13 protein-coding genes are annotated in these 13,872 nt (G+C 61.0%); 10 read left to right on the forward strand and 3 right to left on the reverse strand.

Going from position 1 to position 13,872, the window contains the following annotated elements; genetic code table 11:
• Nucleotides 1-17: 17 nt before the first annotated feature.
• From KZH41_RS16595 to KZH41_RS16625, 7 genes are all read left to right on the forward strand, one after another.
• On the forward strand, nucleotides 18-296 hold the full coding sequence (locus KZH41_RS16595) for a DUF2934 domain-containing protein (RefSeq protein ID WP_094950099.1): 279 nt from the start codon (nucleotides 18-20) through the stop codon (nucleotides 294-296).
• 131 nt (nucleotides 297-427) lie between these two features.
• Nucleotides 428-2,584 carry a glycogen debranching protein GlgX gene (glgX, locus tag KZH41_RS16600; protein WP_242150022.1) on the forward strand — a complete coding sequence of 719 codons (2,157 nt, stop codon included), beginning with the start codon at nucleotides 428-430 and terminating at the stop codon, nucleotides 2,582-2,584.
• Nucleotide 2,585: 1 nt separating this feature from the next.
• Nucleotides 2,586-3,584, forward strand: coding sequence for an acyl-CoA dehydrogenase family protein (locus KZH41_RS16605; protein WP_263273113.1), 999 nt, complete (start codon nucleotides 2,586-2,588; stop codon nucleotides 3,582-3,584).
• On the forward strand, nucleotides 3,581-4,339 hold the full coding sequence (locus KZH41_RS16610; protein WP_263273115.1) for a PIG-L deacetylase family protein: 759 nt from the start codon (nucleotides 3,581-3,583) through the stop codon (nucleotides 4,337-4,339). Before KZH41_RS16605 ends, KZH41_RS16610 begins: the two co-directional genes overlap by 4 nt.
• Entirely contained in the window at nucleotides 4,336-4,935 is a 600-nt protein-coding gene (locus tag KZH41_RS16615; protein WP_263273117.1) for a nodulation S family protein, read from the forward strand. Before KZH41_RS16610 ends, KZH41_RS16615 begins: the two co-directional genes overlap by 4 nt.
• Nucleotides 4,932-5,591, forward strand: a complete 660-nt coding sequence (locus tag KZH41_RS16620) for a glycosyltransferase (protein WP_263273118.1) — start codon at nucleotides 4,932-4,934, stop codon at nucleotides 5,589-5,591. Before KZH41_RS16615 ends, KZH41_RS16620 begins: the two co-directional genes overlap by 4 nt.
• Before the next feature lie 177 nt (nucleotides 5,592-5,768).
• Nucleotides 5,769-6,530 carry a PIG-L deacetylase family protein gene (locus KZH41_RS16625; RefSeq protein ID WP_094950105.1) on the forward strand — a complete coding sequence of 254 codons (762 nt, stop codon included), beginning with the start codon at nucleotides 5,769-5,771 and terminating at the stop codon, nucleotides 6,528-6,530.
• Nucleotides 6,531-6,863: 333 nt separating this feature from the next.
• On the opposite strand, the gene KZH41_RS16635 is transcribed toward KZH41_RS16625, so the two are convergent.
• Both KZH41_RS16635 and KZH41_RS16640 read right to left on the reverse strand, forming a co-directional pair.
• On the reverse strand, nucleotides 6,864-8,300 hold the full coding sequence (locus tag KZH41_RS16635) for an amino acid permease (protein ID WP_263273121.1): 1,437 nt from the start codon (nucleotides 8,298-8,300) through the stop codon (nucleotides 6,864-6,866).
• A gap of 66 nt (nucleotides 8,301-8,366) precedes the next feature.
• The gene (locus KZH41_RS16640; protein ID WP_263273122.1) at nucleotides 8,367-9,401 is read right to left on the reverse strand and encodes a histone deacetylase family protein; all 1,035 of its coding nucleotides are present in this window, start codon (nucleotides 9,399-9,401) and stop codon (nucleotides 8,367-8,369) included.
• A gap of 121 nt (nucleotides 9,402-9,522) precedes the next feature.
• Here KZH41_RS16640 and KZH41_RS16645 point away from each other — a divergent pair, with 121 nt between their 5' ends.
• From KZH41_RS16645 to KZH41_RS16655, 3 genes are all read left to right on the forward strand, one after another.
• Nucleotides 9,523-10,038 (forward strand): Lrp/AsnC family transcriptional regulator, encoded by a 516-nt coding sequence (locus tag KZH41_RS16645; RefSeq protein WP_094950108.1) that lies wholly within the window; start codon nucleotides 9,523-9,525, stop codon nucleotides 10,036-10,038.
• Between the two features lie 71 nt (nucleotides 10,039-10,109).
• Nucleotides 10,110-10,838 (forward strand): CPBP family intramembrane glutamic endopeptidase, encoded by a 729-nt coding sequence (locus tag KZH41_RS16650; protein WP_256589241.1) that lies wholly within the window; start codon nucleotides 10,110-10,112, stop codon nucleotides 10,836-10,838.
• A 211-nt stretch (nucleotides 10,839-11,049) separates the two neighbouring features.
• Nucleotides 11,050-13,209, forward strand: a complete 2,160-nt coding sequence (locus tag KZH41_RS16655) for a TonB-dependent siderophore receptor (RefSeq protein WP_242150039.1) — start codon at nucleotides 11,050-11,052, stop codon at nucleotides 13,207-13,209.
• A gap of 277 nt (nucleotides 13,210-13,486) precedes the next feature.
• On the opposite strand, the gene KZH41_RS16660 is transcribed toward KZH41_RS16655, so the two are convergent.
• Nucleotides 13,487-13,813: a helix-turn-helix domain-containing protein gene (locus tag KZH41_RS16660; protein WP_094950111.1), complete on the reverse strand. Its 327-nt coding sequence runs from the start codon at nucleotides 13,811-13,813 to the stop codon at nucleotides 13,487-13,489.
• Nucleotides 13,814-13,872 lie beyond the last annotated feature (59 nt).

Raw genomic sequence — 13,872 nt, forward strand, 5'->3', positions numbered from 1 at the left:
CTGTGAGGAGCATTGTGATGAGTACTGAAGACAAACGCATACGCGAGTTGGCGCATCAGATCTGGGAATCAGAAGGCAAACCCCACGGTGAAGATGCACGCCACTGGGAGATGGCCCGCAAGCTGGCCGAAGCCGAAGCCCTGACCCCGAGCAAGCCCAAGGCTGGCGCCAAGCCGAAAACCGCGCCTAAGCCTGCGCCCAAAGCCAAGCCAACCAAACCACCGGCACCGGCCCCCAGCACACCGGCAGCGCCTGTGGCGAAAAAGCCGCCCGCGCCAAAAAAACCTAAGCCTTAAGCCTTTCAACCTTAGGGGCCTCCTCCCGGCGCTGCCGGCAGGAGGTTCGTTTTCAATCACACATGCGTCAGCTGAACAATCGCCAGCACGATCTCGCTCGGCCCGAAAAACATCCTTGCAGGAGCAACTCAATGAGCAAACCCGATAAAACCCAACCGACGCCGGAACACGAGCCGTCGCGGATTCGTGAAGGTTTGCCCTTCCCCCTAGGCGCCACCTGGGACGGCCTGGGTGTCAACTTTGCGCTGTTCTCAGCCAACGCCACCAAAGTCGAACTGTGCCTGTTTGACGATAGCGGCGAAGTGGAGCTGGAACGTATCGAACTGCCGGAATACACCGACGAAACCTTCCACGGCTACCTGCCCGACGCCCACCCCGGGCTGATTTACGGCTACCGCGTGTACGGTGCGTATGACCCGGCCAATGGTCACCGTTTCAACCACAACAAATTGCTGATCGACCCCTACGCCAAGCAACTGGTGGGCGAACTCAAATGGTCCGAGGCGTTGTTCGGCTACACCATCGGCCACCCCGATGACGACCTCAGTTTCGACGAACGCGACAGCGCACCCTTCGTGCCCAAGTGCAAGGTCATCGACCCGGCGCACACCTGGGGCAACGACCAGCCGGTGCGGGTGCCGTGGGACCGCACGATCATTTATGAAACCCACTTGCGCGGTATCAGCATGCGCCACCCTTCGGTCAGCGAGTCGGTGCGTGGCACCTGCGCAGGGCTGATGGAAGACGACGTGCTCAAGCACATCCGCCAGTTGGGCGTGTCATCGGTCGAACTGCTGCCGGTGCATGCGTTCGTCAACGACCAGCACTTGCTGCAAAAAGGCATGACCAACTACTGGGGCTACAACAGCATTGCCTTCTTTGCGCCAGACCCGCGCTACTTGGCCAGCGGCAAGATCGCCGAGTTCAAGGAGATGGTCGCGCACCTGCACGAGGCCAAGCTTGAGGTGATCCTCGACGTGGTCTACAACCACACCGCCGAAGGCAACGAGCGCGGCCCGACCTTGTCCATGCGTGGCATCGACAACGCCTCGTACTATCGCCTGATGCCCGATGACAAGCGCTTCTACATCAACGATTCCGGCACCGGTAACACCCTCGACCTAAGTCACCCGTGCGTATTGCAAATGGTCACCGACTCGCTGCGGTACTGGGCCACCGAGATGCACGTGGACGGTTTCCGCTTTGACCTGGCGACCATTCTGGGCCGCTACCGCGATGGTTTCGATGAGCGTCACAGCTTCCTCGTGGCCTGCCGTCAGGACCCGGTGCTGCGCCAGGTAAAAATGATCGCCGAGCCGTGGGACTGCGGCCCCGGTGGCTACCAAGTGGGTAAGTTCCCACCGGGCTGGGTGGAGTGGAACGACCGTTTCCGCGACACCGTGCGCGCCTTCTGGAAAGGCGACGACGGCCAGCTGGCAGACTTCGCCGCGCGCATGACCGCCTCGGGCGAGATGTTTAATCAGCGCGGTCGGCGCCCGTACAGCTCGGTGAACTTCATCACCGCCCACGATGGTTTCACCCTGCACGACCTGGTGTCGTACAACGACAAGCACAACGAAGCCAACGACGAAAACAACCAGGACGGCAGCAATAACAACCTGTCCTGGAACCACGGCGTCGAAGGCCCCACCGATGACCCGCAAATCAACGCGCTGCGCCTGCGCCAGATGCGTAACTTTTTCGCCACCCTGCTGCTGGCCCAGGGTACGCCGATGCTGGTGGCCGGTGACGAGTTCGCGCGAACCCAGCACGGCAACAACAACGCCTATTGCCAGGACAGTGAAATCGGCTGGGTCAACTGGGAGCTGGACGACGACGGCAAGGCGCTGCTCAAGTTTGTAAAACGCTTGATCAAGCTGCGCCTGGCCTATCCGATTCTGCGCCGTGGTCGCTTCTTGGTCGGTGACTACAACGAAGACATCGGCGTGAAAGATGTCACCTGGCTCGCGCCGGATGGCAACGAGATGACCACCGAACAGTGGCAAGACAGCCATGGCCGCTGCCTGGGCATGCTGATGGATGGCCGCGCCCAGGAAACCGGAATTCGTCGCCCGGGTGGCGATGCAACGTTGCTGCTGGTGGTCAACGCCCACCACGACATGGTCAATTTCCGCCTGCCGCCGGTGCCCGAGGGTGAATTCTGGACCTGCATGCTCGATACCAACGACCCGGCAGTACGGGGCCAGGAACGGTTTGATTTCGAGCACGAATACGCCGTCACCGGCCGCTCGCTGCTGTTGTTTGAACTGCAACACGACGAGGTGTGAAATGGCGTTGCATGGATTCCTTCAAGGCTTTCGAAGCTATGCGCACACGCAGGCTTTGGGGAGTGCCTTGAAGGCGCTTCAGGAGGAAGGCCTGGACCAGCTGCCGTTGCCCGGCAGCGGCCAGACGCTGGAGCGCTTCAGCCGTTTGGCGCAAGTGGCCGGGCATGATTTGCGCCTGTGCAAGTTGTTCGAAGGCCATACCGATGCCTTGGCGATCATCGCTGAGCTCAACAGCCCCTTGCCGCCTTTGGGCAGCGTTTGGGGCACCTGGGCCGCCGAGCCGCCCACGGCCAAGGTGCGCGTGCAGCGCGACGGCCACCGGTTGGTCGTCGACGGGCGTAAAGCCTGGTGTTCGGGCGCGGCGGTAGTCACCCATGGGCTGCTGACCGCCTGGGACGAAGAGGATCGCCAGCAACTGGTCGCCGTGGACATGCAGCAACCCGGCATCAGCGTGACTGACGAAGGCTGGAATGCCGTGGGTATGGCTGCCACGAGCAGTGTCGAGGTGGTGTTCGACGACGCCCGCGGCATCGCGGTCGGCGGCCCGGGGGATTACTTGTCACGCCCAGGCTTCTGGCAAGGCGGAATCGGCATCGCCGCGTGCTGGTATGGCGGCGCACAACGCCTGGCCGAGGTGCTGCGCGAGCAATGCGCGAAACACCCGGAACCGCATGCGCTCGCCCATTTGGGCGCGGTAGACAGCGTGCTCAACAGCGCCGCTTGTGTGTTACGCGACAGTGCTGAACAGATCGACCGCGAACCCCAGGCCTGTGCGCGACAGCTTGCCCAGCTGGCACGTGCCTGCGTCGAAGATACGGTTGAGCAGGTCATGCGCCATGTCGGTCGCGCGGTCGGTGCAGGGCCGTATTGCAAGGACCCGCACTTTGCCCAACTGATGGCCGACTTGCCGGTGTATATGCGCCAAAGTCATGCAGAACGCGACTTGGCGGCGTTGGGCGAGTTGGCCGCTGCAGACTCCGCACGGAGGTGGCATCTATGAAAGCTAATCCGATCGTCGGCCAAGGTACCCCGCTGCATCAGTGGCAGACGTCGTCGCACATGGCCGAGCTGCCCGAAATAAGCGTCGCGCAGTTGGTGCCCGAAGGCCATCGCGCGGTGATCATTGCCCCTCATCCAGACGATGAAGTGCTCGGTTGTGGCGGCCTGTTGCAAGGCTTGGCCATGCTTGGCCGGCCGATTCAGCTGATCTCCGTGACCGACGGCAGCGCCAGTCACCCAGGCTCCAGGCGTTGGCCGGTGGAACGCTTGAGCGTGGTGCGCCCGCAGGAATCGGCCCAGGCCCTGCATCGCCTCGGCTTGCCGCTGCACAGTTTGAAATGGCTGCGCGCGGGCTTCGCCGACAGCCAAGTGGCTGCGCGCGAGGAGCAATTGAGCGCGTTCATCCAGCGTTATCTAAAGCCCACCGACGTGGTGTTCACCACCTGGCGCGAAGACGGTCATTGCGACCACGAAGCCGTCGGCCGCGCCAGTGCCAAAGCCGCCAAGGCGGTGGGCGCGACGTTGTATGAGTTGCCGGTATGGACCTGGCACTGGGCGACGCCCGAAGACAGCCAAGTGCCGTGGCACCGCGCACGCAAGATCCCGCTGACACCCGAGGCGGTGGCGCGCAAACGCCACGCCATCCACGCCTTCGCCAGCCAGCTGGAGGGCGACCCGCAGATCGGCCTTCCGCCCGTGCTCGCACCTTATGTGGTGGAGCGTTTGCTGCAACCTTTTGAAGTGGTGTTTGTATGAGTGTTGCCACGCCGTATTTCGATCAGCTGTTCGACGGCAATGACGATCCCTGGGCGTTTCGACAACGCTGGTACGAGCAGCGCAAACGCGCCTTGACCCTGGCGGTACTGCCCCGGCCACGCTACGCGTCGATCTTCGAACCCGGCTGCGCCAATGGCGAACTGAGTGCTGAACTGGCGCCGCGCTGTGATCGGCTGGTGTGCTGTGACACGGCCGCCGCTGCCGTGGTGCTGGCAAAAACCCGGTTACTGGGCTTTCCCCACGCCCAGGTGCAGCAAAGCCGCCTGCCCGAGCAATGGCCGGCGGGCTCGTTCGAACTGATCGTGTTGAGCGAGCTGTGCTACTACCTCGACGCCGAGGACTTGCATCGCTTGGTTGACCGCGCCCTCGCCTCGTTGACCGAAAACGGGCAACTGCTGGCCTGCCATTGGCGCCCAACCATCGAGGGCTGCCCGCAAACCGCCGAACAAGTGCATGCCCTGTTGCAACAACGGCTGGGCATGCCGGTTATGGTGCAGCATCACGAGCGTGATTTTCTACTCGACCTGTGGAGCCGTGACGGCGCCTCGGTCGCGTCCGTAGAGGGCTTGCGATGATCGGCATTCTGATCCCGGTGCATAACGAAGAAGCGCTGCTGGCTGAATGCCTGAAAGCCGCATTGATTGCCGCCAGCCATCCTGGTTTGCTGGGCGAGGCGGTAGAAATTCTGGCGGTGCTCGACAGCTGCAGCGATGGCAGTGCGGCGATTGCCCAGGCATACCCGGTGCAGAGCCTGCACGTGCAAGCACGCAATGTCGGGCATGTACGCGGCGTCGGTGCGCGGCATTTGTTGAATCAAGGGGCGCGCTGGATCTCCTGCACCGACGCCGACAGCCGCGTGGCCCCCGACTGGCTGGTGGCGCAATTGGCATTGGGTGTCGACGCAGTGTGCGGCACCGTGACCGTGGACGCCTGGAGCGAAGGCTTTGACCCAGCGGCGCAAATTCGCTACACCCAGGCCTACCAGGCCCGCGACGGCCATCGGCATATCCACGGCGCCAACTTGGGCGTGAGTGCCGGTGCCTATGTGCGGGCCGGAGGGTTCGAGCCGTTGGCCTGCCAAGAAGATGTGCAACTGGTGCGTAACTTGGAACGCTGTGGCGCATCGATCGCCTGGAGCCATTCGCCGCAAGTGATCACCAGCGCACGCCTGGAATGCCGTGCCCAAGGCGGCTTCGGCGATTACTTGAAGAGCCTGATGCAGACCACTTAAAAAAAACGAGATTGCAAGATGTAAAAGTGCCGAATCCTTGACTATGCTGAGCAAGCCTTGCTGGCCATCCCAGTTGGATGGCAGCATCCTCACCGCAGCGGAGCCTGCGGTACAACAAAAAGCGTCGTCCCATTCTCGGGAAACGGCCCAGCACGAATCGACAAGGATGTGACACCCATGAAACTCGCCGCCTTAAGCGAGGGCCGTCGCGGCCCCGCGCAAATCTGGAACAGCGCCCCGCAGTTGGCGCAAATCCCCATTATCAGCCCCTCCTCTCTGGTGCCCCGAGGCGCACGCGTCGTCGTTATCGCGCCGCACCCGGGGGACGAGGTGCTGGCCTGCGGGGGCTTGCTGCAACTGCTCAGCACCCTGGAGCATCCGCTCCTGCTGATCTCAATCACCGACGGCAGCGCCAGCCATCCGGGTTCCCACGCCTGGCCGGCGAGCCGCCTGAGTGTGATTCGCCCACAGGAGAGCGCCGAGGCTTTGCGTCGTCTGGGTATGCCACTGCATAGTTTGAAGTGGATTCGTGGTGGCTTTTGCGACGATGCCTTGGCCGCCCGTGAGCAGCCGATGAGCCAATTTATCGCGCGCTACCTGCAAGCCGGTGATGTGGTGTTCACCACCTGGCGCAACGACGGCAAAGACGACCATGACGCCGTCGGCCGTGCCACTGCCAAGGCTTGTAGCCTGGTAGGCGCGCGGCTCTATGAGCTGCCCATTTGGGCCTGGCACTCGCCCGCGCGCGACGGTGCGATGATCCCGTGGCAGCGTGCACGCAAAGTGCGCCTGGACACCTGGAGCGTGGCGCGCAAACTGCACGCCGTGCATGCGTACGCCAGCCAATTGGTCGGCGACCCGGCCATCGGGTTGGCACCCATGCTCGCCCAGGACCTGCTGGAACGCATGCGCGAGCCGTATGAGATCGTGTTTGCCTAGGCTTATGTATCGCAGTGTGTACGCAGCGTTTAACCCGGGGCACTTGCTGAAACACCGCCGTTGCAGTTCGGTGCGCTGGGCATGGCGCATGCTGAAATGCCCGAGCCGCAAACGCCGGCCAGTCAGAGCCTAACCCCCCTTCGGCGCGCTCAAGCACATCAAGGCCGGCCTGCTCGATGCGGCGTATGCCGCCGTCGGCGTACCGACTATTACCCTGGAAGGCAGCGGCATTGGCCGCAACCTGCCGCAGGAAGCGCCGCCGGCGTTTGCCAAGGCCATCGTCTATGCGGACCACCTGTAAGGTTTTAGCTCCCCTCTTTACGCCATAGCGGGTCAGTGCGTGGCTTGCGTGTCGCGCGCACTGGCGTTCATGGCTACCTGTGCAATGAAGCGTTTACGAACGTGCGACAACTGGTAGGCAATCCCTAGCCAGATAAACCATGCGGGCATCACACACAGTGCCAGTCGCGTGTCCGGCCGTAACGCGAGCAGGCACAGCACGAAGCCGAGAAACGTCAGGGAAAACCACGCCATCGGCACGCCGCCGGGCATTTTATAGAGTGATTGTGCGTGCAAATCCGGGCGTTTTTTACGGTAGGCGATGTAGGACGCGAGGATAGTCGACCAGGTAAAAATCACCAGGATCGCCGAAACGGTGGACACGATGGTGAAGGCCGTCATCACCTCCGGCACCACAAACAGCAACACCAGGCCCAGCAACATCAACAGCGTGGTAAAGGCCAGGCTGATAAACGGCACGCTGTTGTTCGACAGCCGCCGAAAAATGCCTGGCGCATCGCCCAGGTCGGCCAAACCGAAGAGCATGCGGCTGGCGGAAAACACGCCACTGTTGGCCGACGAGGCGGCGGACGTCAGCACCACAAAATTGACGATGCCCGCCGCCGCTGGAAAACCGGCGACCAGGAACAGTTCCACAAACGGGCTTTTGCTCGGCGAGACCTGCTGCCAGGACGTCACGGCGATGATGCACGCCAGCGCCAGCACGTAGAACAGGATAATGCGCAGCGGGATTGAGTTGATTGCCTTGGGCAGGGTCTTCTCTGGCGCGCGGGTTTCAGCGGCCGCCGTGCCGATCAGCTCGGTGCCGGCGAAGGAGAAGATCGCCATCTGGAAACCGGCGAAGAACCCGAACACGCCGTTGGGGAACGCCGCCTGTTTATCCAGCAAGTGGCTTAACGAGGCGGTGACGCCGGTGGGCGAGACAAACGCACTGGCAATCAACACCAGGCTCACGCTGATCAGCGTCACCACGGCGATGATCTTGATGATCGCAAACCAGAATTCCACCTCGCCAAACAAACGGACCGTGAGCACGTTCAACGCGAACAGCGTGAGCAACATGCCCACGGCCGGCATCCACGCCGGTACGCCGGGGAACCAGTACTGGAAAAACCCACCCACCACCACGGCATCCCCCACCACCGCCACGCTCCAGCTCAGCCAGTACGACCAGTCGAGAAAAAACGCCGCGCGCGGCCCCAGGTAGGCACCGGCAAAGTCGGCAAAGCTCTTGAAGTTGAGGTTGGATAACAGCAACTCGCCCATGGCGCGCATCACGAAATACACAAAGAGGCCGATGATCATGTAGATCAGGATGATCGAGGTGCCCGAGAGCGCGATGATCTTGCCCGAGCCCATGAACAGGCCCGTGCCGATCGCACCGCCCATGGCCATCAACTGGATGTGGCGGTTGCTCAGGGTGCGTTGCAACGCAGGCTTTTCTGTCAGCCCTGGCGTGGTTGTTTTCATTACAAAACCTCTTGTTATGTTTTTGAGTTTTGGCAGAAAAGAAGTGAGCGGTTTTTATTTTTGGGTTCAGGCGGTCTTGCTTTCGAAACCGTGCAGCACGTTGACGGCATTGATGCCGATCTCATCGACCATGTAGCCGCCTTCCATCACAAACAGCGTGGGTGCGCCGACGCTGGCGATGATCTCGCCCATGCCGAGGAAGTCCTGGGTCTCCAGAAGGAAATGGCTGATAGGGTCGTCCTTGAAGGTGTCGACCCCCAGGGAAATCACCAGCACTTCGGGGGCGAAATCGCGCAGGTGCTGGCACGCGTCGATCAACGCGGTTTTGTAAGCGGCCCAGGTGGTGTTTTTCGCCAGCGGGTAATTCAGATTGAAGCCCTCCCCGGCACCCTCGCCGCGCTCGCTGCTGAACCCGGAAAAATACGGATAAGACACCGCCGGTTCGCCATGCAGGGAGATGAACATCACGTCCGGGCGTTGATAGAAAATATTCTGCGTGCCGTTGCCATGGTGGAAATCCACGTCCAGCACCGCCACGCGCTGGGCGCCCTGGGTGATGGCCTGCTGCGCGGCAATCGCCGCGTTGTTGAGGTAGCAATAACCGCCCATGTATTCACGGGCGGCGTGGTGGCCCGGTGGCCGGCACAAGGCGAACGCGCTGTTGTGGCCTTCGTCGATCAGGGCCAGGCCGGTGAGCGCGATGTCGGCGCTGGTCTTGACCGCATTCCAGGTGGTGGGCGTGATCGGCGAACCGGCGTCCATGGCAAAGAAACCCAACTTGCCGTCGATGAAGTCCGGCACCTGTTGGTTGGCCAGGTCACGCACCGGCCACACCAGCGGCAGCGCGTCATGGCTGCGACCAATCGCAGACCATTGCGCCCAGGCGGTTTCGAGGAATGACACGTAGCGTTCGCTGTGGGCGTTGACGTAACACGCTCGGTCAAAGGTGCGCGGCACGATGATATCGCCGAGCCCGACGTGCTGGACGCGATCGCGCACGGTGTCGGCGCGGCTCGGTTGTTCGAATGAGGGTTTGAGTACACCGTCCTTCAATTCGGTGCCATGGTGCAAACGGTGGGCATCACTAAAAACAGTCAGCATTTTTTAACATCCGCCAGTAAAAGACAGGGTCTATTTTGTTCCGGGGTTGCTGGGCTTTCTTTGCTTTTAGTTCGCGCACTGTTAGGTTTATCGGGAATTTTTACCTCAGCGATGGCGCATTATGAAAAATAAAACCAAGCAGGTCGCTCTTGATGACACCGATCTCGCCATCCTCGCGTTGCTGCAGGAAGACGCGAGTATTTCCAATGCGCAACTCAGCGAGCGCCTGTCCCTGAGCCTCACGCCGTGCTGGCGCCGACGTAAACGCCTGGAAGAAGAAGGCGTGATCAAGGACTACCAGGCCAACCTCGATCGCAAGATGCTGGGGCTGGATATCATGGCGTTCGTGCATGTGCGCTTCGCCATCCACACCGACCATGCCCCGGATGCCTTCGAGGCGGTGGTCAAGACGCTGCCCGAGGTGCTGGCCTGCCACAAAATCACCGGCGATGCGGACTATCTGTTGCAGGTGCTGGCCGAAGATCTGGACAGTTACAGTGAGTTTGTCGAGAACGTGTTGCGACGCCAGTTAGGCATTGCATCGATCCAATCGAGCCTGGCGTTGCGTGAGGTGAAGGCGACGAGCCGGGTGGCGATTCCCGGGCGGGAAAGCCCTCAAGCCGGGAACCGTCAATAACCAAGGACATGTGAGGTTAACCAGGTGACTTAGTGGCAAAATGCCTTTTTCCCCATACGCATGGAGCGACTGTGACGCACGTTATTGCCCCCTCGGAATCCACCCTCCGCCCAACCTCGCCTTCGAACTTCCGCTTCTTCAGACGCCTCGGGATGTTCGTCCTGGCGGCGTTGATTATGCTGCTGGCGCCAATTCCCGGCCTGCTGCTGGTGCCGCCAGCGATGCAGACCTACTTGATGTTCGTCACCAACATGGGCGTCGTCGGGTTGCTGCTGTCCGGGTTGTTCGTGGTGCAACACCGACATGACCTGGCCGCTACGTTTTATGGCGACCACATCCGCAAGCCATTACGCCTGGGCGCGATTGCCTTGGTTGCCGCGTATGCGCTGTGCGGGCTGGCCGTCAGCGCACTGGGGTTGCCGCGTGAAGCGTTCATGGCGCAGATGTACAGCGGCCTGACCCAGTGGCAAACCCTGATCAAATTGGCTTCGCTGATTATCCTTCCACCGATTGCCGAAGAGCTGATGATGCGCCACTACCTGCTGCGCCTGTTTCCCTACGAGCGCAGCGTGGCGTGGAAGTGGATCGCGGTGATTGTGACGTCCGCACTGTTCGCCAGCCTGCATACCCAATACGCCAGCTCGACCACGATGACATTGATCTTCGTGCTGGGCTGCCTATTCGCCTGGGCGAGAATTGCCAGCGGCGGCTTGCTGGTGCCGATTTTGCTGCACATGCTGGCGGAAGTGGTGGGGTCGAGTCTTGACTGGACCTGGACGTGGGCAGGGCTTTACGGCTGACCCCAGGCACCCTTCGGGATGGGCGTAAAACCTGATGTTCGCGCCCACTTCCAAACGTGAATGGCAAAACGCTCGCCCCCAAGATGTGAAAAATTCGTTAACTAATTCTCGCCGAAGGCTTTTTCCCGCTGCTTCAATCTGCCAGACTGATGCGAATAATTCTTAACATCATTATTATTCGCCAGGGACGGCGCTCGGGGAGAGTCAGTCCATGTCTGTGCAACAACACGTGAGCAAGCGTTTTTCACCCAATTTGATCGCGATGGCGGTGTGTATCGCCACCTCACCAGCGGCCTTCGCCGCCGATGCGCAACAGCCGCCAGCGGTGGTTGAGTTGGGCGCGACGCAGATCAACACTGAGCAACCACTCGGTACGACCACCGAGGGCAGCCAGTCCTACACCACGGGGTCGATGGCGACTGCGACCAAACTGCCGCTGAGCCTGCGCGAAACGCCGCAAGCGGTGACGGTGATTACCCGTCAGCGCATGGACGACCAAGCCATGACCAGTGTCAACGATGTGGTGAAGAACACCCCCGGCCTGTTTCTCAGCCAAGCCGACGGCCCCGGCCGACAGAGCTATAAGTCGCGTGGTTTCGACATCGATAACATGATGTTCGATGGCATCCCAAGCGCCTATTCCGGCTACGCCAACAGCGTGCAACCTAACCTCGCGATGTTTGACCGCGTGGAGGTGATTCGCGGTGCTACCGGTCTGGTCACCGGCGCAGGCAACCCTTCGGCGGCGCTCAACTTCGTGCGTAAACGGCCGACGGCCACGCCGCAAGTGTCGCTCACGGGCGCGGTCGGGAGCTGGGATGACTACCGTGGTGAAATCGACGCCTCCAGTGCCTTGAATGACAGCGGCACCTTGCGCGGCCGTATGGTGGGTTCGTATCGCGATGCGGACACCTTCCGCGATAAGGAAAACAGCAACCACGGCCTGTTCTACGGCATCACCGAAGCGGACCTCAACGAAGACACGACCGCCACCCTGGGCTTCTCGCGCCAGGAGGACCAGACTAATTTCTTCTGGGGTGGCTTGCCCATCGGCACCGACGGCCATCACCTGAACCTGCCCCGCTCCACCAACCCCGGCAGTGACTGGGAAAACAAGAAACTGACCATCGACACCGTGTTCGGTGACATCGAACGCCGCTTCGAAAACGGCTGGAAACTCCACGTCGCCGGCTCGTCATCACAACTCGACGGCGTATTCACCGGCAGCTACCAGTCGCGCTACAAAACTGAACTGGCGAGGACCGCCTATCAATCGCACCAGGATGACAAACAGTACGGGCTGGATACGTTTGCCAGCGGCCCGGTCAATGCCTTCGGTCGTACCCATGAATTGGTGGTCGGCACCAGCAAACGCATCTACGACGCCACGTCCAAGGAATACAGCCCTTACGACACCAATTATCCGCTTAACGGCGCGAAACCCGACTTCGTGCGCGACGGCAAAGGGCACAGCATCACCACCCAGGACGGCGTCTACGTGACCACTCGCCTCAACCTGGCCGACCCGCTCAAAGTGATCCTCGGCGCGCGTCTGGACTGGTACGACTACGATGACCGCCAAGGCGACGGCGACTACAAGATCACCAAAAACCTGACGCGTTACGCCGGTGTGATCTATGACCTGGACGAGCACCACTCCGTCTACGCCAGCTACACCGACATCTTCAGCCCGCAGTCCAACAAGGACTTCTCGGACAAACCCCTGACCCCCATCGTCGGCGAAAACTACGAAGTCGGTATCAAGGGCGAATACTTCAACGGCGCGCTTAACGCCAGCCTGGCGCTGTTCCGTATCGACCAGAAAAACCGCGCCACACTGCCTGAAAGCCAAGCTGGATGCCCGACCATTACCTGCTACGAAGCCTCCGGCCTGGTACGCAGCCAAGGTGTCGACATGGAACTGCAAGGCGCACTCACCGAAAACTGGCAAGTCGGTGCCGGCTACACCTACACCCGCGCCCACTACATCAAGGACAGCAACGCCGCCAACAACAACCAGCGCTTCGACACGGACACCCCCGAGCACCTGTTCAAGATCACCTCGTCCTATCGCTTCCAGGGCCCACTGGAAAAACTGCGCGTCGGTGGCAACGTGAACTGGCAGAGCCGCATGTATAACGACGTCGTCCTGGCTGACAAAAGCAGCTATCGCCTGGAGCAAGGCAGCTATGCCGTGGCGGACGTGATGGCGGGCTACCGGGTGAGCAAGCATTTGGACCTGCAGCTCAACGTCAACAACATCTTCGACCGCACCTACTACTCGGCAATTGCCACCAGCCCGACCTGGGGCGCCAACGACACCTACGGCAACCCACGCAGCTACGCGCTGACCGCCAAGTACGACTTCTAATCAGCCTTGGCGCTGCGTCTATCCGTTCGGATAGACGTTCTTAACGTCCCGCTCAGGGATGCCGATAAAGTTTTGGCATCCCTGAAGCTTAAAAAACACCGAATACCTGCTTCACGCCCCAGGCGGCCCGCGTGGCACGCCGCCTGCCTATGGTGCTGACGGCACTCTATCGCGCCATCGGCGGCCGCCGCCTGATGCACTGCTTTTGGATGCAGGCCTGATGATCGAGGTTGGATGCGTTGGGGCGCAGGTTTCATCAGTGACGCGCCCCAAAGCCCTACGCGTCTTTGGACAGTGAGGAAGTGATCTGTGCAATCGCACCGCGATCCTGCTTCTGCAGCGTACGGTACTGGTTGAGGATCTCCGTCTCTTGCTCGCTGAGGTCATCCGAACTCATGAGCGAACGCTCACCGCTAAGCAGGTAAAGCACATCAACCCCGCGCTTGCGGATAGCCATCAGGTAATCGGATTTTGGCAGCCGTTCACCGCGCTCATAGTGGCCTTGTGCATTCTCGGCCACGCCACCGAGGGCACCGAAGTCGTGTTGGGAGAGTAAGAGCCGTTTGCGCTCTTCCTTTAAGCGCACGCCTAAATTGCCGTCCATGTTGAATGCCTAATCTGAGGGGTTTAACCCACCATACGCTTATACCCAGGTAAGAAGGA

Source organism: Pseudomonas sp. YeP6b (assembly GCF_025642995.1).
In the GTDB taxonomy this organism is placed as follows: domain Bacteria; phylum Pseudomonadota; class Gammaproteobacteria; order Pseudomonadales; family Pseudomonadaceae; genus Aquipseudomonas.